This window comes from Nonomuraea sp. NPDC050540, assembly GCF_044457485.1.
In the GTDB taxonomy this organism is placed as follows: domain Bacteria; phylum Actinomycetota; class Actinomycetes; order Streptosporangiales; family Streptosporangiaceae; genus Nonomuraea.
The window spans coordinates 177,035-196,045 of the sequence record NZ_JBITHA010000018.1 but is presented as its reverse complement, the minus strand read 5'-3'; the positions used below and the strand labels follow the sequence as shown (position 1 = coordinate 196,045).

At 71.2% G+C, this 19,011-nt stretch carries 19 protein-coding genes; 10 read left to right on the top strand and 9 right to left on the bottom strand.

Features of this window, described 5'->3' with window-relative positions; all coding sequences use genetic code 11:
* The first annotated feature begins 28 nt into the window (after positions 1-28).
* The 3 genes from ACIBI5_RS43575 to ACIBI5_RS43565 all read left to right on the top strand — a co-directional run bounded on the left by ACIBI5_RS43575 (position 29) and on the right by ACIBI5_RS43565 (position 1,744).
* On the top strand, positions 29-637 hold the full coding sequence (locus tag ACIBI5_RS43575) for a DUF2867 domain-containing protein (protein WP_397256071.1): 609 nt from the start codon (positions 29-31) through the stop codon (positions 635-637).
* 64 nt (positions 638-701) lie between these two features.
* Entirely contained in the window at positions 702-1,235 is a 534-nt protein-coding gene (locus tag ACIBI5_RS43570; RefSeq protein WP_397256069.1) for a TetR/AcrR family transcriptional regulator, read from the top strand.
* A complete protein-coding gene (locus ACIBI5_RS43565; protein ID WP_397256067.1) occupies positions 1,232-1,744 on the top strand; it encodes a 2'-5' RNA ligase family protein in 513 nt (170 codons plus the stop codon). Before ACIBI5_RS43570 ends, ACIBI5_RS43565 begins: the two co-directional genes overlap by 4 nt.
* A gap of 38 nt (positions 1,745-1,782) precedes the next feature.
* Here the strand turns inward: ACIBI5_RS43565 and ACIBI5_RS43560 are convergent, their stop codons facing one another.
* From ACIBI5_RS43560 to ACIBI5_RS43535, 6 genes are all read right to left on the bottom strand, one after another.
* Positions 1,783-2,706: an ABC transporter ATP-binding protein gene (locus tag ACIBI5_RS43560; protein WP_397256065.1), complete on the bottom strand. Its 924-nt coding sequence runs from the start codon at positions 2,704-2,706 to the stop codon at positions 1,783-1,785.
* Positions 2,703-3,647, bottom strand: a complete 945-nt coding sequence (locus ACIBI5_RS43555) for an ABC transporter ATP-binding protein (RefSeq protein WP_397256063.1) — start codon at positions 3,645-3,647, stop codon at positions 2,703-2,705. The genes ACIBI5_RS43560 and ACIBI5_RS43555 overlap by 4 nt, the downstream gene beginning before the upstream one ends.
* Entirely contained in the window at positions 3,644-4,627 is a 984-nt protein-coding gene (locus ACIBI5_RS43550; RefSeq protein ID WP_397256061.1) for an ABC transporter permease, read from the bottom strand. The genes ACIBI5_RS43555 and ACIBI5_RS43550 overlap by 4 nt, the downstream gene beginning before the upstream one ends.
* On the bottom strand, positions 4,624-5,538 hold the full coding sequence (locus ACIBI5_RS43545) for an ABC transporter permease (protein WP_397256059.1): 915 nt from the start codon (positions 5,536-5,538) through the stop codon (positions 4,624-4,626). Before ACIBI5_RS43545 ends, ACIBI5_RS43550 begins: the two co-directional genes overlap by 4 nt.
* 2 nt (positions 5,539-5,540) lie before the next feature.
* Positions 5,541-7,214 carry an ABC transporter substrate-binding protein gene (locus tag ACIBI5_RS43540; RefSeq protein WP_397256057.1) on the bottom strand — a complete coding sequence of 558 codons (1,674 nt, stop codon included), beginning with the start codon at positions 7,212-7,214 and terminating at the stop codon, positions 5,541-5,543.
* Positions 7,215-7,309: 95 nt separating this feature from the next.
* Positions 7,310-8,203, bottom strand: coding sequence for an MBL fold metallo-hydrolase (locus ACIBI5_RS43535; RefSeq protein WP_397256055.1), 894 nt, complete (start codon positions 8,201-8,203; stop codon positions 7,310-7,312).
* Positions 8,204-8,316: 113 nt separating this feature from the next.
* On the opposite strand from ACIBI5_RS43535, the gene ACIBI5_RS43530 reads away from it, so the two are divergent.
* Positions 8,317-9,180 carry a LysR family transcriptional regulator gene (locus ACIBI5_RS43530; protein WP_397256053.1) on the top strand — a complete coding sequence of 288 codons (864 nt, stop codon included), beginning with the start codon at positions 8,317-8,319 and terminating at the stop codon, positions 9,178-9,180.
* Here the strand turns inward: ACIBI5_RS43530 and ACIBI5_RS43525 are convergent.
* From ACIBI5_RS43525 to ACIBI5_RS43515, 3 genes are all read right to left on the bottom strand, one after another.
* Entirely contained in the window at positions 9,168-10,340 is a 1,173-nt protein-coding gene (locus ACIBI5_RS43525) for a glycosyltransferase family 4 protein (RefSeq protein WP_397256051.1), read from the bottom strand. The two genes, ACIBI5_RS43530 and ACIBI5_RS43525, sit on opposite strands and share 13 nt — an antisense overlap.
* Complete coding sequence (locus ACIBI5_RS43520) at positions 10,337-11,179, bottom strand: sulfotransferase family protein (RefSeq protein ID WP_397256049.1); 843 nt, start codon at positions 11,177-11,179, stop codon at positions 10,337-10,339. The genes ACIBI5_RS43525 and ACIBI5_RS43520 overlap by 4 nt, the downstream gene beginning before the upstream one ends.
* A 238-nt stretch (positions 11,180-11,417) precedes the next feature.
* Entirely contained in the window at positions 11,418-12,329 is a 912-nt protein-coding gene (locus ACIBI5_RS43515) for a hypothetical protein (protein ID WP_397256047.1), read from the bottom strand.
* A 185-nt stretch (positions 12,330-12,514) separates the two neighbouring features.
* Between ACIBI5_RS43515 and ACIBI5_RS43510 the strand changes: the two genes are divergently transcribed.
* From ACIBI5_RS43510 to ACIBI5_RS43485, 6 genes are read left to right on the top strand one after another with little or no spacing between them, the layout of a single operon-like run.
* Positions 12,515-13,234 carry a GntR family transcriptional regulator gene (locus ACIBI5_RS43510; RefSeq protein ID WP_397256045.1) on the top strand — a complete coding sequence of 240 codons (720 nt, stop codon included), beginning with the start codon at positions 12,515-12,517 and terminating at the stop codon, positions 13,232-13,234.
* Between the two features lie 2 nt (positions 13,235-13,236).
* Complete coding sequence (locus ACIBI5_RS43505; protein ID WP_184961290.1) at positions 13,237-13,464, top strand: ferredoxin family protein; 228 nt, start codon at positions 13,237-13,239, stop codon at positions 13,462-13,464.
* 16 nt (positions 13,465-13,480) lie between these two features.
* Positions 13,481-14,848, top strand: coding sequence for an ABC transporter substrate-binding protein (locus ACIBI5_RS43500; protein ID WP_397256043.1), 1,368 nt, complete (start codon positions 13,481-13,483; stop codon positions 14,846-14,848).
* On the top strand, positions 14,845-15,615 hold the full coding sequence (locus ACIBI5_RS43495; RefSeq protein WP_397256041.1) for an ABC transporter permease: 771 nt from the start codon (positions 14,845-14,847) through the stop codon (positions 15,613-15,615). The genes ACIBI5_RS43500 and ACIBI5_RS43495 overlap by 4 nt, the downstream gene beginning before the upstream one ends.
* Positions 15,612-16,346, top strand: coding sequence for an ABC transporter ATP-binding protein (locus tag ACIBI5_RS43490; RefSeq protein ID WP_397256039.1), 735 nt, complete (start codon positions 15,612-15,614; stop codon positions 16,344-16,346). The genes ACIBI5_RS43495 and ACIBI5_RS43490 overlap by 4 nt, the downstream gene beginning before the upstream one ends.
* Complete coding sequence (locus ACIBI5_RS43485) at positions 16,347-18,998, top strand: fumarate reductase/succinate dehydrogenase flavoprotein subunit (RefSeq protein WP_397256037.1); 2,652 nt, start codon at positions 16,347-16,349, stop codon at positions 18,996-18,998.
* Positions 18,999-19,011 lie beyond the last annotated feature (13 nt).

The following is a 19,011-nucleotide window of genomic DNA, read 5'->3' as shown; positions in this document are numbered from 1 at the left end:
AGTCTCGAAAAATCGGAAGGAATGACAGATGCGCATCCCGGCAACCGCCCATCTCGCCCAGCCCTGGCGGATCCACGAGTTCGCCCCCGACTTCCGGGTCGAGGACGTGTGGACCTTCCGCACCCCCGGCGCCGGCCCCGACGACTTCCCCGTGATGCTCGCCGCGCTACGGACCGCCTACGACGCCGGCGGACAGCCCGCCGTGGTCCGATTCATGCTCGCGCTGCGCTGGAAGATCGGCGCCCTGTTCGGCTGGGACGCGCCCAGGACCGGACTGGGGCACCGGGTCGCCTCGCTGCGCGACCGGCTGCCGCGCGAACTGGCCCAGACCGCCGACGGCGTACCGCCGTGCACCGACCCGTTCACGGAGGTGTACTTCCTGGACCGGGAGGCCGCCCGCGAACTGGCGAACAAGACCGTCCACACGATCATGCACCTGAGCTGGCTGCCGAACGGCGACGGCACGTACCACCTGAGGTGCACGGCATTGGTCAAGCCCAACGGCCTCTTCGGGCGCCTGTACATGGCGGCCATCGCCCCGTTCCGTCACCTGATCGTCTACCCCGCGCTGACCCGCCAGTGGGAACGCGCCTGGCGGGACCGCGCGCGCCTGCTCTCCTGGGGAGAAGCCAGGTGATCAGGTTCTTCGGGTACGGCATACCCTGGGGTATGGTCGAGGCGCCTACCCCAGAAGGAGCTTCGTGGCGAACCGACAGGATTGGCTGGACGCCGGGCTGGTGATCCTCGCCGAGCACGGCGCACCGGGCCTGACCATCGAGCGGCTGATGGCCCGGCTGGAACTGACGAAGGGCTCGTTCTACCACCATTTCAAGGGCATGCCCGGGTTCAAGACCGCCCTGCTGGAGCACTACGAGGCGACGATGACCACCCGCTACATCGAGACGGCCCTGGCGGGCGACCCGGCCCCGGAGGAGAAGATCAAACGCCTGCTGGAACTGGTGGCCAAGGAACCCACGTCGGACCCGGAGGTCGCGATCCGCGCCTGGGCGATGCAGGACCAGGATGTCGCCGCCATGCTGCGCAGGGTGGACCACACCCGGATCGAGTTCCTGCGGACGGTCTGGCGGGAACGGTCCGGCGATCCGGCCGCCTCCGAGGTGATGGGCAAGCTGCTCTACCTGATCCTGGTCGGCGCCAACCACATGCTGCCGCCGATCACCGGCCGCGAACTGCGCGCCTTGTACGCCGTGGTGCTCGGCGCGGACTTCGGGTGAGACGGCACCTGTCCATCGCACTGCGGGGGCCGGCGGCCGAGCCGCTGGAGCGGTTGCGGCAGAAGTGGGACCCGCGCATGGCCGAGGTGGTGCCGGCGCACGTGACCCTCGTGTATCCCGAGGAGACCCTCGACGAGACTCTGCTGCTGAAGCGCGCCGAGTCGCACGCCGGCGAGCGGCCGCCCTTCCGCCTGCGGCTGGGCCGGGTCTTCGCGATGGACGGCGGCGTGTTCGTCCGCGTTCACGACGTGGACGGCGCCTGGACGGACCTGCGCCGCGAGCTGCTGTCGCCACCCATGGCCGCCATGGACGTCCCGCCCCACGCCACGATCGCCCACCCGCGCACGTCCACGTGGGGCGCGCGGTGCGCGGCCGCGCTCGCGGGGCGTGAACTCGCGGGGGAGTTCAGGGTGACGGAGATCCGATTCACCGAGGCCGGCGCGGGATCCTTCTCCGTGTTGCGCCGGTTTTCTCTCGGCCGTGCCCGCACCGCGGATCACCGTGGCTGACGCCATCGCCTCTCGCCGGGGGTCCGGGGGGCGGGACTTCAGGCCAGGTGGCAGGCGACCTGACGGCCGTTCACCTCACGTAGTTCCGGTGCGCTCACGCGGCAGAGGTCCTGTGCCAGGTGGCAGCGCGGATGGAAGGAGCAGCCGGGCGGCGGGGCGGCCGGGCTGGGCGGGTCGCCTCTGAGCACGATCCGCTGACGGCTCGCCTCCGTGTCGGGGTCGGGCACGGGGATCGCCGACAGCAGCGCCCGGGTGTAGGGGTGGGCGGGATCGGCGTAGAGGCGCTCCCGGGGCCCGATCTCCACGATCCGGCCCAGGTACATGACCGCCACGCGGGTGCTCACATGGCGTACCACGGCCAGGTCGTGCGCGATGAACAGGTAGGCCAGGCCGAGCTCCGCCTGGAGGTCGGCGAGCAGGTTGACGATCTGGGCCTGGATCGAGACGTCCAGCGCCGAGACGGGCTCGTCGCAGACGATCAGCTTCGGCCGTGACGCCAGCGCGCGGGCGATGCCGATGCGCTGGGCCTGGCCGCCGGAGAACTGGTGGGGGAAGCGGCCGGCGTGCTCGGGCGAGAGTCCCACCCTGGTCAGGAGTTCGGCCGTGCCCGCGTGGTCGAGCAGGCGCCGCGGGCCGGAGACGATCTGGTGGACCGTCTGCCGGGGGTTCAGCGAGGCGAAGGGGTCCTGGAAGATCATCTGCATGTCCTTGCGCGACGACAGGAGGTCGCGCCGGCCGGCGTGGGTGATGTCACGCCCGTCCAGGTGGACGCTGCCGGCGGTCGGCTCCAGCAGGCGGACGACGGCCCGCCCGGTGGTGGACTTGCCGCAGCCGGACTCTCCCACCAGCCCCAGCGTCTCGCCGGCGGGCAGGTCGAAGGTGACCCCGTTCACGGCCTTGATCTCGGCGCGGCGACCGGTCTTGAACCCCACCCGCAGGTCGCGGACGGACAGCAGGGTCATGACTGCGCTCCTTCGAGATGGCAGGCGATCATGCGGCGGGTGCCGGCCGGCGCCGGGGCCTCTGCCGAGCAGACCGCCATGGCCGAGGGGCAGCGTGGGTGGAACCGGCAGCCGGCCGGGAAGGCCCGCGGCGAGGGCGGGGCGCCGGGGATCGCCCGAAGCCGGCCCGCCGGGTCCGGGTCCATGCCGGGAATCGACGCGAGCAACCCCTTGGTGTACGGGTGGCGCGGATCCTTGAAGAGCGTCCTGGCCTCGGCTCTTTCCACCGCGCGCCCGCCGTACATGACCAGGACCTCGTCCGCGACGCGGGCGACCACGCCGAGATCATGGGTGATCATGATGACGGCCAGCCTGCGGTCTTCCTGGATCTGTTTGATCAGTTCGAGGATCTGCGCCTGGACGGTCACGTCGAGGGCGGTCGTCGGCTCGTCGGCGATGAGCAGGTCGGGTTCGCAGGCCAGCGCCATCGCGATCATGACCCGCTGGCGCATGCCGCCCGAAAAGTGGTGCGGGTGCTCACCGGCGCGCCGGCGCGGGTCGGGGATGCCGACCTCGGCGAGCATGTCCACCGCACGCTCGCGCGCGGCCTTTCTGCCGGTACGGCGGTGCAGCCGGTAGGCCTCGGCGATCTGTTCCCCGACCGTGTAGAAGGGATGCAGCGAGGTCAGCGGATCCTGGAAGATCATCGCCATCCGGGAGCCGCGCAACCGCCGCAGCCGCTCGGCGGGCGCTCCGACGAGTTCGTCCCCGTCGAAGAGGATCGAACCGGTCACGGTGGCCTCGCGGTGCAGTCCCATGACGGCCAGCGACGAGACGGACTTGCCGGAACCGGACTCGCCGACGATGCCCAGCGTGCGGCCGCGGTCCACCGACAGCGAGAGGCCGTCGACCACCGCGGTGGCGCCGAAGCTGACGGACAGGCCGGTGACGTCGAGGATCACGCGTACCTCACCCTCGGGTCGATCACGCCGTAGAGCAGGTCCACGGCCAGGTTGGCGAAAGTGACGAAGAACGCCGCCAGCAGCGTCACGCCGAGGACCACGGGCTGGTCGGATCTGGCGATCGCGTCGAAGGTCAGCTTGCCCAGCCCCGGCAGCCCGAACATCGTCTCGGTGATCATGGCTCCCGCCAGCAGGCCGCCCAGGTCGATGCCGAAGATGGTGAGGATCGGCGTCATCGTGGCGCGTAGCCCGTGCTTGACCACCACCGTCCGCTCGTGCAGGCCCTTCGCCCTCGCGGTCCTGATGTACGGCTCCGCCATCGTCTCGATCATCGAGGCACGCGTGAGCCGGACGTACATGGCCGCGTACAGGGCCGCCAGCGCGATCCACGGCAGGATCAGGCTGGTCAGCCAGGCGGCCGGGTTCTCCAGAAGCGGCTGGTAGTCGGGGAAGGGCAGGAGTTCGCCCCGCAGGACCACGACGTACAGCAAGAGCGCGGCGACCAGGTAGACCGGCACGGAGGTGGTCGTCAGCGCCGACAGCACGATCCCGCGGTCCAGCAGCGACCCCTTGCGCAGCGCCGCGACTACGCCGAGCGCCACGCCCGTCACCAGCCACAGGACGGCGGCGCCCGCGGCCAGGGAGGCGCTGACCGCCAGGCGGTCCAGCAGCAGGTCCCAGACCGGGGTGGCGAACTGCCAGGAGTAGCCGAAGCAGGGCGCCGCGCACTCCAGCCCGGTGGTGCCCAGCGCGCGGCCGGTGAAGATGCCGGCCAGATAGGTCACGAACTGGACGATCACCGTCTGGTCCAGGCCCATCGCGTGCCGGACGTCCTGGAGCCGCTCGGTCGTGCAGCTCTTGCCGCAGGCGTCCAGCGCGGGGTCGTCGGGCAGCAGGTAGAAGACGGCGAAGGTGATGGCGCAGATGGCCAGCAGGATGAGGGCCATCGCGCCCAGGCGGCGCAGCGCGTACCCGATCACGAACTCGCCTCCTTCGGGTCGAAGGCATCGCGCAGGCCGTCGCCGAGCAGGGTGAAGGCGAGCACGGAGAGTCCCAGGAAGAGGCAGGGCACGGCCAGGTACATCGGATCGGTCATGAACCAGCCCCGGGCATTGTTGATCATCTGGCCCCAGGACGGGGTGGGCTGCCTGACGCCGACTCCGAGGAAGCTCAGCGCCGCCTCCGCCCCGATGTAGGCGGGGATGGCCTGGGTGGCGTAGACGAGGAGCGGCGCGCTCAGGCCGGGCAGCACCTCCTTGCGCAGGATGTGGCCGGTCATCGCGCCGCCGACCCGGGCGGCCTCGACGTACTCGCTGTGCCGGAGCGTGAGCACCTGGCCGCGGACGATGCGGGCCACCACGGTCCAGCCGAAGATCGCCATGACGGTCACGAGCAGCACGATCCGGTTGATGTCGCGCACCACGGACAGAATCGCGATCATGAAGATCAGGCTGGGGAAGGACATCAGCAGGTCGACGAGCCTGCTGATCACCGTGTCGACCCAGCCGCCGAGGAACCCGGCCAGCAGGCCGAGGACGATGCCCGTGATCACCGTGATCACCGTGGCGAGCAGGGCGATGAGCAGCGAGATCTGCCCGCCGTACAGGATCCTGCTGAGCACGTCGCGGCCCGTCACCGGCTCGACGCCGAGCAGATGGGCGGCGCTGACGCCGCCCCACGGGCCGCGGGGGAGGCCGCCGAGGTTGGGGTCCACGGCGGCCTTGTCGAGGGTCTCGGGTGCCCAGCCCGTCCACGCGGTGATCACTGGAGCCAGTACGGCCAGCATGACCAGCGTGCTCGCGAGGACGAGGCCGGCCATCGCCGGGCGGTCGGCGCGCAGCCGGGCCAGCGCGATGCCGCCCGGGGAGCGTGGCCGGACCGCGGTCGCCACGGTCACTTCTTGACGCCGATGACCGCGTAGTCGAGCTGGGCGGCCCAGACCGGGTGGTTGACCGCTCCCATGACGTTCTTGCCCACCAGGTAGCCGCGCTTCTCCAGGTAGAGCGGCGCCTGCGGCAGCTGACGCATGATCTGGGAGTCGAGCTCCTGCCAGGCCTTGTTGGAGGCGTCCTTCTGGAGGATGGCGTAGATGTCGTCGATCTTCTTGTCGATCGCGGCGTCCTTGAAGTAGGCCACGTTGCCGCTGTTGCCCGTCTTCTTGATGCCGCGGCTGTCGAAGAGCGGCGGGAGGAAGCTGGAGCCGTTGGGGTAGTCGGGGCACCAGCCGTAGACGCCCATCTCGTCGGCCTTGGCCTGGTCGCCGAGCAGGTCGTAGTAGACGGAGCCGTCGACCGCGTTGATCTCGACCTCGATGCCGATCTTCTTCAGGCTCTCCTGGATCGCCACCTCGACGTTGTTCGAGGAGCCGGTCGTGGCGGTCAGCTTCACCTTGAGCGGGGTGGCGATCCCGGACTCGGCCAGCAGGGTCCTGGCCTTGGCCACGTCGCCGGCGGGCGGGATCTCGTACACGTCCTGCCTGGCGCCGCCGGTCATGGCGGGCGGCAGGTAGGCGGTGGCGATGTCGGCCATGTTCGGCCCGCCCATCGCGGTCTGCACCGACTCCTTGTCGAGCGCGTAGTGAATCGCCTGGCGCACCTTCGGATCGTCGAGGGGCTTCTTGTTCATGTTGAACACCAGCGTGCTCGTGCAGCCCGTGACGCCGGTGAACAGGCGTTCCTTCGCCCGCGGGTCGGGAAGGATCTTCGACAGGCTCTGCGGTCCCGCCGAGCCCCAGGCCACGGCGGTGGCGTCCGCGCCCGACGCGGCGATCAGGCGGTCGGTGACGGTGTCCTTGTCCTGGCCCTGCTTGACGTGGATCCGGTCGGGCAGCGCGAGCCGTACCGTGTCGGTCGCGGGGTCCCAGTGCTCGTTGCGCACGAGGACGAGCTCCTTGCCGCGGTCGTACTTCTCGATCTTGTACGGGCCGGAGGAGAAGGGGCGGTTGTCGTACTCGACCTTGGTGTCCTTGGCCGGGGGCACCGGAGAGAAGGTGGTCAGCGTGACCGTGTACGGGAACTCGCCGGCCGGGCGCCTGAGCTTGAAGATGATCGTCTTGTCGTCGGGAGTCTCGATCGAGTCGAGGCTCTTGCCGTCGTAGGGGCCCTTGTAGTCCGTGCCGCCGACGAGCAGCTTCTGCGCGTAGTCCGGCCCGCTGCTGATGTCGGGGGACATCGAGCGCTCGACGTTGTACTTGATGTCGGCGGCCTTGATCGGCGTGCCGTCCTCGTACTTGAGCCCGTCCTTGAGCGTGAACTTCCAGGTCGTGCCGCCGTCCGCGGAGGTGCCCAGGTCGGTGGCGAGGTCGGGAACGATCTCCGAACTGCCCGCCTTGTAGGTGGTCAGCGTGCGGTAGATCAGGCGGGTGCCGGACATCATGTCCGGCATGGTCCAGTTCCGCGCGGGATCCAGGTGCCCGAAGTCGCTGATCGCGAGGACGGTGAGCGTTCCGCCCTTCGTGCCGCCCTCTTCGGCGGGCCGGTCGCCGCTCGCCTGCCTGACGCCTCCGCAGGCGCCGCATAAGAGGGCCGCGACGGCCAGCAGGCCGAGCTTCTTCGGCATCGTTTTCATGATCGCTCCGTTGCTGATCTGGTGCCTGTGCGGGTCCCCGAAGACTGCTGTATAACATTGCACATTGCACATAGCACTACAAGGGTGGATCTGGATCAGCTCGGGTGCTCGGCGCACAGGCAGCCGACCCCGCGTTCGATCCACTCCCGCATCCGCCACTCGGGATGCCGTTCCACCAGGAGGGCGGTGACCTCCCGCGCGATCGTCTCCTCCGGCATGGCCGAGTCCCTGCGCCTCCAGGTCTCCTCGCGCAGTTCCCTGAGGTAGTCCCGGACCTCGGCCAGCAGGCGCGCGTCGCCGACGGCGCCGTGGCCCGGCACCACCACCCGGGGCCGCTCCCCGGACAGCCGCTCCATGACCTCGATCCAGCGCACGCCCGAGACGTCCGTGTCGTGCGGCGGAAACCACGGGAAGATGGCGAACTGCCCGGCCTCCGCCAGATCTCCGGTGAACATCACGCCCGCGTCGGGGACGGTGATCACCTGGTCGCCCTTGGTGTGCGCGCGCCCGGTCGGACGCAGGCGCACCACCCGGCCGCCGAGATCGAGTTCGCGGGAGCCGTCGTAGGTGACATCCGGGACGGGCACCCGGGCGCCCTCCAGTTCACGCGCGACCGGCTCTCCCAATCCACCGAACATGGCGAGATATCCGGCGCCCTTGACGGCCATGTCGTCGGCCTGCGCCGCGTTGACGAGAAAGGTCGCCTCTTCGCCGAACGCGCTCGCGCCGAACGCGTGCTCCGGATGGAAGTGGGTGGTGGTCAGGTACAGGCGGCGGCCCTTCGCGTACTCGGCGGCGAACGCGAGCACCTTCGCGGCGTTGCGCGGGCCCAGGCCGGTCTCGACGACCAGGACCGCCTGCGTGCCGCCGATCACGCCGATGTTCGGCACCAGTTCCACGTCCCGGTTGGGGATCACCACGAGGTCGCGGCCCAGTTCCTGAACGTCCGTGACGTCCACGACGGGATCGGGGTGGGAGTATCCGGACATGCGGCGCTCTCCTTGACATAGGGGACTGATCACGTCCAGTGCAGCACCGCGCCGGCCGCGCCGTCCAAGTCCGGCTGGGTGGCGCCGATACCGTGCGGGTATCGTCGCGGGTCATGGAGCTACGCACGCTGCGCTACTTCGTGGCGGTCGCCGAAGAACTCCACTTCGGCCGGGCCGCCGCCCGGTTGCACATGAGCCAGCCGCCGCTGAGCCGGGCCATCAGGCAACTGGAGTCCGACCTGGGCGCCACCCTGCTGCTCCGTTCCGCCGCGGGCGTCACCCTCACCGCCGCCGGCGCGGCGCTGCTGGACGACGCGCGCACCCTGCTCGACCAGGCCGACCGGGTACGCGCCCGCGTCGCCGTGGCCGCGGGTGCATCGTCGATCACCGTCGGCTTCCTGAGCGACAGCGCCGACCGGGGCGCGACGCGGCTGGCCACCGAGTACCGGCGGTCGCACCCCGGCGTCGAGGTCCGCATCCGCGACGCCGACCTGACCGATCCGACCTGCGGGCTGCGCGCCGGAGCCGTCGACGTGGCGCTGACCCGCGGGCCGTTCGACGAGAGCGGCCTGAGCGTGCACGTGCTGCGCGCCGACCCGGTGGGAGCGGTGCTGCGCGCCGACGACCCGCTGGCCGGCCGCGATCACCTGACCCTGGCCGACCTGGCCGGACGGCGCTGGTTCCAGTTCCCCGACGGGACCGATCCGATCTGGCAGGCGTACTGGAACGGGGGACTGGCCAGGGAAGGGCCGGTGGTGCGGGCCGTACAGGAGTGTGTGCAGGCCGTGCTCTGGAACGGGACGGTCGGACTCACCCCGCTCGGCCACCACCCGCCCGCGGAACTGGCCGTGGTGCCGCTGACCGACATGGCGCCCAGCCGGGTGGTGGTGGCGTGGAACGAGGGTGACGCCAACCCGCTCATCCGCTCGTTCGTCCGGACCGCGGTGGCGAGCTACCGCGAGCGTCAGGGCCAGTAGCTGTCGGTGACCGGCTCGCCGCTCAGCAGTTCGCCGAAGAAGTCCTCCCACATCGGCATCACCACCTCGATCGCGTATCCGCCCGCGGTACGCGCCGCCGCCGCCCCCATCCGGAGGCGTTCGGCGCGGTCGGACATGAGGCGGTCGAGGGCGGCGGCGAAGGCGCCGACGTCTCCGGGGGCGATGATGAGGCCGTCGCGGCCGTCGGTCAGCACGTCGGCCGGGCCGGTCGGGCAGTCGAAGGCGACGATCGGCAGCGCGTGGGTCATGGCCTCGATCATGACCATGGGCAGGCCCTCGAAGCGGGAGCTCAGGGCGAAGACGGAGGCGCCGGCGAGCTTGGCGTCCAGGTTCTGGGTGCGGCCCATGAGGCGGGCCCTGGCCTGGAGGCCGTGGTCGCGGATGAGGGCGGTCAGCTGGGGGTGTTTGGGGCCGGTGCCGTAGATGCGGAGTTTCCACTCGGGGTGCCTGGCCGACACCTGCGCGAAGGCGGGGATGAGCAGGTCGAAGCCCTTCTGGTGGACCAGGCGGCCGGCCGCGATCACCACCGGGTTGTTCTGCGTGGCGGCGGCGGTGCCGTCGGTGTGCACGGCGTTCGGGATGCGGACGACGGGGGTGGCGGGCAGGGCGGTGCGGTACTCGTCCCGGCTGGCGGCGGTCAGGACGGCCACGGCGTCGAGCTTGGCGTAGTGGCGCAGGATCTGCGCGCGCACGGGCTCGCGGTAGGCCGACAGCGGCATGTGCTCCTGCGCGACGCGGACCACCCGGCGCGAACCGCGGCGCGCGGCGATCAGGCTCAGCGCGGGCCGGGTGGTGACCAGGACGCCGCCGCGCACCCCGGCCACGTAGTCGATGACGGAGCGTTCCACACGCTCGGTGAAGTAGTCGGCGGCGAACTCGCCGGGCGGCACGATCTTGCCGCGCACGCGCCGCCACGCCTTGCGCGCCGTGGAGTCGGCGGCGATCCCGTCACGCTGGTCGACCAGCGTGGACACGCGCAGCCGCGGCTCGAAGGGGAAGTGCGGCTCGTCGCGGCGGCGTACGACGCTGACGACCTCCACCTCGTGCCCGAGGCGGGCCAGCGCCCCGGCCTGGCCGAGGACGGTGCGCACGGTGCCGCCCATGCCGTAGGCGTGCAGGAGCAGGTAGTGGACGTTCATGGTGTGTATCCCCACGCCTCGCAGATGGGCCCGAGGATCTCCGGGGTGCCGGACGGGGTCTCGCGCGCGGGCTGCACGACGCCGGAGGCGATCTTGTCCGTCCAGTCGCCCAGGCCCTTGCGGATCACTTCGGGCCGGCCGTACTCGATCATGCCGGGCTCCCACGCGAGACCGAGGAAGCCGCAGACGGCGCGGGTGGCGCGCTCGGGGGCCGCGGTGAGGTGCTCGTAGCGGACGGTCGGTCCCGGCAGGGCCTCTCTCGCGCGCTGGACCGCGTTCATGTAGCGCAGCGCGTCGGCCGCCGCCTCCTCGCGGGTACGCCGCTCGGGCGCGGCCTCGTACCAGGAGGCGGCGATCGCGGCCGGATGCCGCACCAGGAACACGAACCGCGCGTCCGGCCAGCACGTGGCGATCCGCCGGTAGGCGAAGGCGTTGGCGGGCGTCTTGTCCACCAGGTACGGCTTGCCGCTGCGCACCAGCTCGCGATGGAGCACCCGGTCCCACAGCAGGTGTTCCAGATCGGCGCGGTTGTGCCCGAGTTCGGTCATGGCGTGCTGCGCGAGCCTCGTACCGAATCCGACGGTCAGGCGGCGGATGTGCAGCTCGTGAGGGGCGTGCAGCTGGGAGTGCGCGTTGAGCATCGCCCGCAGCAGCGTCGAGCCGGAACGCACCGGGCAGATCACGAACACCGGCGCGACGAGCAGCCGATCGGTGCCGGGATGGGCGGGCTGCCGGACGGTCCCGAGCTCAGCGGGACGGGTTTCTCCCTTTTCCGGGCGCTTGAGTTGGTATCCCGTGTATCTGGCCAGCGCCTTGTTGAACCTGCGCTGCCATGTCATGCCGCCGGACGGTACTCCGCGAATCTGAAGCCCAGCTGGCAGCCATATCCTTTGCCCTTTTTAGGTTGTTTGCCGCGTACCTATTGTTAAGAATCTTTCGAGAAACCTGGTCAAGGGAGTCAGGACAATGATCGCCTGGATTGTGTTGTTCTACGCAACGCTGACGGTCGTCGGAGTATGGGCGACCGTGCGGCTGACATGCCCACGCCGCCAGAAGCTCCCCGCGCAGGCGGACCCCTCACGCGTCCCGGCCCGCACTTCCTAGCGGAACCTCCTTGCGGAACTTCAGCAGGAAGATGTTGCGCGGGTCGCGGCCCTGCCATTCGAGGATGGTGCGGTGGAAGGTGGACTCGGCCTGGTGCGGCTGGATCGTCGCGCGCACGAGCCCGCTCGGGCTGAACTCCTCCATGACGAACTCCGAGATCGGAAGATCGCAGATGAGGCGGCCGACGATGCGGTCCACGCCTTGGGTCGCCACCCTGCCCATCGTGAAGATGATGTAGTCATGCTCGCGTTCCCTGGTGAACGTGTCGTTCCACCGGCAGCTGACCTTGAGGAAGAACTCGCCGCCCGGCGGCAGCGGGGGATCGAACGCGATCGCGATGGCCTTGAACAGGGGCATGTCCTTGACCAGCTCGACCTTCGGGTCCTCCTCCGGCCTGAGCATGTCCACGACCGTGATGTCGAGGGCCTTGGCGGTGGTCGGCCGGTCGCCGTAGAACTTGACGTGGAGCCGCTCTGACGGATGTTCCGTGGCGTTGTGCCCGCGAAGGGTCCAGTTGTACGTACCGTCGTCACCGTGGATCGCGTATTCCTCGGTCACATGGGTGAAGTGGTGAACGTAGTCGGCGCGTGGCTCCTCGGTGAGATAGGAGACGAAGCCGGACAGCCCTTGGGTGAGGCTCTGCAGGTGAGCGCTCTCCTGGGTGTGGGCCGTCAGCTTCTGGCAGCGGGCCTCCAGCTGCCGGATCTCCCTCTGCCCGGTGTGGATGCGGGTGGCCAGCATGGCCGTGATCACCAGGAGGGCGTACACCACCAGAGGGAGGATCTGCTGGGTCAGGTTCCAGATCGCCACCCCGAGACCCAGATATCCGACCAGTGCGCCGCCGAGTCCGGCGACCTGCGCCAGGCCCCACCTGTCTTGTCTCACTCGCCTCCTCCGCCAGAAGGTGTGAAAGATACGGAAATGTCGCCCAGCGTCAGAGAGTAGTGGAGGGGGTCTGGCGCCGCAGGCAAGTGGCAGATCTTGGCTGGTCGTGCTGGTGGGGTGGGTGGGCGGGTGGCGCAATCTCGCCGTTATCCCTATTAACCTACCGGATTGCTAGGTTAGACCGTGTGGAGACACGGCGACGGGCGGATCGGGCCCGGCAGGTGGCCGATCTGCTGCGCGGGCAGATCGTGGACGGGCAGTTCGGGCGTGGCCGGCTGCCCCGGGAGGCGGCGCTGGCCCGTGACTTCCGGATCTCGCGCAACACCGTCCGCGCCGCCCTCGACCTCTTGCGGGAGGAAGGGCTGGTCGAGCGGTGCCCCGGCGTGGGCACCACGGTGGCGGCGCAGAAGTACCCCCACGGGCTGCACCGGCTGCTCGGACTCGCCGAGACCCTCCACGAACACGGCGAGGTGGTCAACCTCGTCCGGACCATGACCCTCATCGAGCCGCCCGCCGCCGTCAGCCGGCGGCTGCGGGTGCCGCCGGGCGAGGCGGTCGTCTACCTCGAACGGCTCCGGCGGCTCAACGGCGTGCCGCTCTCCCTCGACCTCACGTACCTGGTGCGCGAGGTCGGCGAGCCGCTCTTCGACGCCGACCTGGCGCACAACGACATCTTCGTCCTGCTCGAAGCCATCGCCGGGCAGCCGCTCGGCACGGCCGAGCTCAGCCTGGAGGCGGTCAACGCCGACGCCCACACCGCCGCCGCGCTCGAAGCGCCGCGCGGCGCCGCGCTGCTCATGGTGGAGCGGCTCACCCACCTGTCCGACGGCCGCCCGGTCGACCTGGAGTTCATCCGCTTCAGGGGCGACCGGCTGACCATGCGCGGCCACCTGAACCGGGAGTAGCCATGGCTCTGATCACCCAGCGGGTCGAGGTGCCCGTCACCATCGACGAGTCCCTCTGCATCGACGGCTGCACGCTCTGCGTGGAGGCCTGCCCGCTCGACTCGCTCGCGATCAGCGACGAGACGGGCAAGGCGTACATGCACGTCGACGAGTGCTGGTACTGCGGTCCGTGCGCGGCCCGCTGCCCCGTCGACGCCGTCACCATCGACATCCCCTACCTGCTGCGCTGAGCTGAAAGGACGAGCCATGCGCGTGGTCCTCGCCGCCGCCCTCCTGCTGGCGCTCGCCGGCTGTTCCCTGTCCGGTACGGCCGCCGCCCCCGGCAAGAAGAAGCTGGTCGTCGGCTACCAGTCCAAGACCATCAACACCGTGACAGCCGGAACCCTGTTGCGCGAGCTCGGCTACCTGGAAAAGCGCCTGGGCGGCGGGTACGCCGTCGAGTGGCAGGATCACGACACCGGCGCCCCGATCACCGCCAAGATGGTCGCCGGGAAGATCGACATCGGCTCCATGGGCGACTACCCGCTGCTGATCAACGCCGCCCGCGCCAAGAACACCGAGCTGGTCTCGATCACCGGCTACAACCTGCGCGGCGGCCTCAACATGGTGGTCGTCCCGCCCGCCTCGAAGGTCACCACCCTCGCCGGGCTCAAGGGCGCCAAGGTCTCGGCCAGCGTGGGCTCGGCCGGGCACGGCACGCTGGTCCAGGCGCTGGAGAAGGCCGGGCTCGACCCGGCGGCCGACGTCGAGGTGGTCAACCACCAGCCGCCGGTCGGCGCCTCGCAGCTGGAGGCCGGCGGCGTGCAGGCGTACGCGCAGTTCGTGGCCTGGCCGGGGCTGCTGGTCTTCCAGGACAAGGCCAAGCTGATCTACGACGGCTCCGCCCTGCGGGTGCCGACCTTCCACGGGGTGGTGGTCCGCGAGCTGTACGCGAAGGAGAATCCGCAGGTCGTGGACGCCTTCCTGAAGGCGCAACTGGACGCCACCCGCTACCTGCACGACAACCCGCTGCGCGCGGCTGAGCTGGTGGCGAAGGTGACCGGGCTGCCGCCCGAGGTGGTCTACCTGTACAACGGGCCCGGCGGCATCGCGACGTTCGACGTCACGCTCAAGCCGCAGCTGAAGGCCGCCCACCAGCACGACATTCCCTACCTCAAGCGCATAAGTCAGGACTTCGCCGGGGTGGACCTCTCCCGCTTCGCCAACGACTCCTACCTCCGCGAGGCGTACGGCCCCGCCTACGACGCCGACACCGCCTCGACCGCCAACCCCGCGAAGATCACCGGCGCCGATCCGGCCTGCGGCGTCCCCGTGACCGACCCGCGTACCGCCTCGGAGCTGTGGCTGGCGGCGGGCGGCACCCGGCCCGCCGCCACCCCCACCTGCCTGCTGCGCCAGATCGCCGCCGCCGGGGCGGGAGAGGTCCGCGCCGCGTACGTGCCCGACGCCGCCACCGGCACCCGCTGGTTCGCCGACAAGTCGGTCTGGCTCCGGGAGAAGGGCGACTACCTGCCCTTCACCACCCGCGACGGCGCCGACGCCTACCGCGCGGCGCACCCGGGCGCCAAGCCCGTCACCTACGCCGAAGCCCTGGAGAAAGAGGCGGCGCGATGAGACAGGCCGCCAGGATCGGCTCGCTGCTGGCCGCCGCCGCGCTGTGGCAGGTGCTCACCGTCACCGACGCCCGCCTGTGGCTGCGCTTCGACCGGCTGCCGTCACTGGACGAGGTCGCGGTGCGCTTCGCCGCCGAGCTGACCACCTCCCTGTACTACCTCGACCTGCTGCAGAGCCTGCTGCGCATCCTCACCGGCTTCGCCATCGCCGCCGTGGCCGGGGTCGCGGCGGGCGTGCTGGTCACCCGTTCGCGCCGGGCGGGGCCGTTGCTGCTGCCGCTGCTGGAGGTGGTGCGGCCGATCCCGGCCATCGCGCTGGTGCCGATCGCGATCCTGCTGTTCCCCGCCGACGAGCAGGGCATCGTCTTCATCACCTTCGCCGCCGCCTTCTTCCCGATCATGGTGAGCACGCGGCACGCCGTACGCGCGCTGCCGACGCTCTGGGAGGACGCGGTCAGGACGCTCGGCGCCGGTCGCCGCCACGTGCTGTGGCACGTCGTGCTGCCCGGCATCCTGCCCGGCGTGTTCGGCGGGCTGTCGGTCGGCATGGGCGTGGCCTGGATCTGCGTGATCTCCGCGGAGATGATCTCCGGCGAGTTCGGGGTCGGCTACCGCACCTGGAACTCCTACACGCTGGTCGACTACCCCGCCGTGATCGTCGGCATGGCCACCATCGGCCTGCTCGGCTGGCTCACCTCCGCCGCCGTCGAGCTGGCCGGGCGCCGGGTCACCCGCTGGCTGCCGCGCGGGGAAGGGAGCGTCACGTGACCACGCTGACCGAGCGGCCCCCCGCCGTGCGCGGGCTGGCCTTCGCCGTCGAAGCGCTCACCCTCGGCTACGGCCGCGCGCCCGTGCTGCGCGAGCTGGACCTGGCGATCCGGCCGGGGGAGGTGCTGGCCGTGGCGGGCGCTTCGGGGTCGGGCAAGTCCACGCTGCTGCGCGCACTGGCCGGGCTGCTGGCGCCCGCCGCCGGCCGGGTCCTGGCCGACGGCGTCGTGGTGGCCGCCACCTCCGCCGATCGCGCCATGGTCTTCCAGGACGACGGCCTGCTGCCCTGGCGGACCGTGCGGCGCAACGTGGAACTGCCGCTCGCGCTCAGGAAGGTGCCGCGGGCCGCGCGCCGGGCAGCGGCGGCGTCCTGGCTGGACCGCGTGGGCCTCACCGGGTCGGCCGGCCTGCTGCCCCGCGAGCTGTCCGGCGGCATGCGGCAGCGGGTGCAACTCGCCCGCGCGCTGGCCGGGGCGCCGCGGGCCGTACTCATGGACGAGCCCTTCGGCGCGCTGGACGCGCAGACGCGCGCCGAGATGCAGCGGCTCCTGCTCGGAGTGCTGCGTGAGACCCGCGCCACCGTCGTGTTCGTCACCCACGACGTGGACGAGGCGCTGCTGCTCGGCGACCGCGTCGCGGTGATCGGCGGCGGCGCGCTGCGCGCGGTGATCGAGGTCCGCCCAGAAGACGATCGCGACGACCTGCGCGCCCGCGTGCTGAAGGAGCTGTAGATGGAGATCCCCGAGCTGAGCGAGCGCCTGGAGCTGGAGTGCGAGGTGCTCGTCGTCGGCGGCGGCACCGCCGGCACGATGGCCGCGATCACCGCGGCCGAGCGCGGCGCCCGCGTCCTGCTCCTGGAGAAGGCCCATGTACGGCACAGCGGCGCCCTGGCCATGGGCATGGACGGCGTCAACAACGCGGTCATCCCCGGCAAGGCCACCCCCGAGGACTACGTCGCCGAGATCACCCGCGCCAACGACGGCATCGTCAACCAGAAGACGATCTACCAGACGGCCACGCGCGGCCACGAGATGGTCCGCCGCCTGGAGCGCTACGGCGTGAAGTTCGAGAAGGACGAGTACGGCGAGTACGCCGTGCGGCGCGTGCACCGCTCGGGCAGCTACGTGCTGCCGATGCCGGAGGGCAAGGACGTCAAGAAGGTCCTCTACCGGGTGCTGCGCAGGCGCGACATCCGGGACAAGGTCCGTATCGAGAACCGTGTCATGCCCGTCAGGGTCCTGGTCGACGACGGCAGGGCGGTGGGGATCGCCGGATTCGACACCCGCTCGGGCGCCTTCGTCACGGTCAGGGCGGGCGCGGTGATCCTGGCCACCGGCGCCTGCGGCCGCCTCGGCCTGCCGGCCAGCGGCTACTTGTACGGCACCTACGAGAACCCCACCAACGCCGGCGACGGCTACGCGATGGCCTACCACGCCGGGGCCGAGCTCAGCGGCATCGAGTGCTTCCAGATCAACCCGCTGATCAAGGACTACAACGGGCCCGCCTGCGCGTACGTGGCCAACCCGTTCGGCGGCTACCAGGTCAACAACAGGGGCGAGCGCTTCGTCGACTCCGACTACTGGTCGGGCCAGATGATGGCGGAGGTGGCGGCCGAGATCGCCTCGGCCCGCGGCCCCATCTACCTGAAGCTGACCCATCTGCCGGACGAGACGATCAGCGCGGTGGAGACGATCCTGCACTCGACCGAGCGGCCGACCAGGGGCACCTTCCACGCCGGGCGCGGGCACGACTACCGCACCCACGACGTCGAGATGCACATCTCCGAGATCGGCCTGTGCGGCGGCCACTCCGCCTCCGGCGTCTGGGTGGACGAGCACGGCCGGACCACCGTGCCCGGCCTGTACGCGGCGGGCGACCTGGCCTGCGTCCCCCACAACTACATGATCGGCGCCTTCGTCTTCGGCGACCTGGCCGGAGCCCACGCCGCCGCCGCGGCCACGCCCGTGCCCGCGACGTTGCCGCAGGGGCAGGTGAGCGCCGCCCATGAACTCGTCTACCGCCCGCTGCGCAACCCGGACGGGCCGCCCCAGCAGCAGGTCGAGTACAAGCTGCGCCGCTTCGTCAACGACTACGTCGCCCCGCCCAAGACCGCCGCCAGGCTGGACCTCGCGCTGGAGTCGTTCGAGCGCATGCGCGAGGAGATCGCCTCGATGGGCGCCCGCACCCCGCACGAGCTGATGCGCTGCGCCGAGGTGGACTTCATCCGCGACTGCGCCGAGATGGCCGCCCGCGCCTCCCTCACCCGCACCGAGAGCCGCTGGGGCCTCTACCACGACCGCGCCGACCTGCCCGCCCGCGACGACGGCGCGTGGCTGTTCCACCTGAACCTGCGCAAGCGCGCCGACGGCGCGATGGAGTTCCTCAAGCGCCCGGTCGAGCCCTACCTGGTCCCGGTCGAGGAGTTCGCGCCGTCCGCCGCCGCCCCCGCCGTCCTGGCCGCGCACACCTCCGCCCCGGTACGGCGGGCCGCCCCCGTCACCACCGAGCGCACCGGCGTGGGCCGCCGCTCCCCGCGCATACTCGAGCTGCACCGCCTGGCCGAGGAACAGCCCACCACCGAGCAGCTCGCCCCTTACCTGGCCGACCCCGACCCCAAGGTGCGCAGGGCCGCGATCGCCACCCTCACCGAGACCGTCCCCGACGGCGCCGGCCCCGCCCTGGTCGCCGCCCTCGCCGACGAGCACGGCACGGTACGGCGGGCCGCCGCCACCGGCCTGCGCGAGCTCGCCGAGGTGCTCCGCCCGCCCCTCGACCTGGACGCGGCGCTGGCCGGAGGCGACGCGCTCGTCCGCGCCACCGCCCTGGACCTGCTGCGCGCGCTGCGCCTGGGCGGCAGAGACGTCTTCGCCGCCGCGATCGCCGACGCCGACCACCGGGTGCGCATCGAGGCCATCCGCGGCCTGGTCTCGCTGGACGAGCCGGACCTGGTGGCGGCCGCCGCCGGCGACCCGTCGCGGGAGGTACGAGTCTGGGTGGCCAAGGGGCTCGGCATCATCGGCAAGCCCGCGCCCGTGCTGGAGACGCTGGCCGCCGACGCCGACCCGCTGGTCAGGGCCGCCGCCCTGGAGTCGTCGGCCGGTGCGGGCGGGCCGCTGGTGGCGGCGGCCGTACAGGCGATGGACGACCCGCGGTGGCAGGTGCGGGTGGGCGCGGCCCGCGCGCTCGCCGCCGCCGACCGCGCCAGTGCGCCGGCGCCGCTCGTGGCGGCGCTGTCGGACGAGAACCTCGACGTGCGCAAGGCGGCCGTGCTGGCACTGACCCGCTGGGCGGACACGGCCGAAGCGGGCGCGGCACTGGAGGCGGCGCTGGGCGATCCGGACGCGGACGTGCGCGCTTACGCGCGACGGGCGCTGGCCGGGTAGCGCCGCCTCCTCA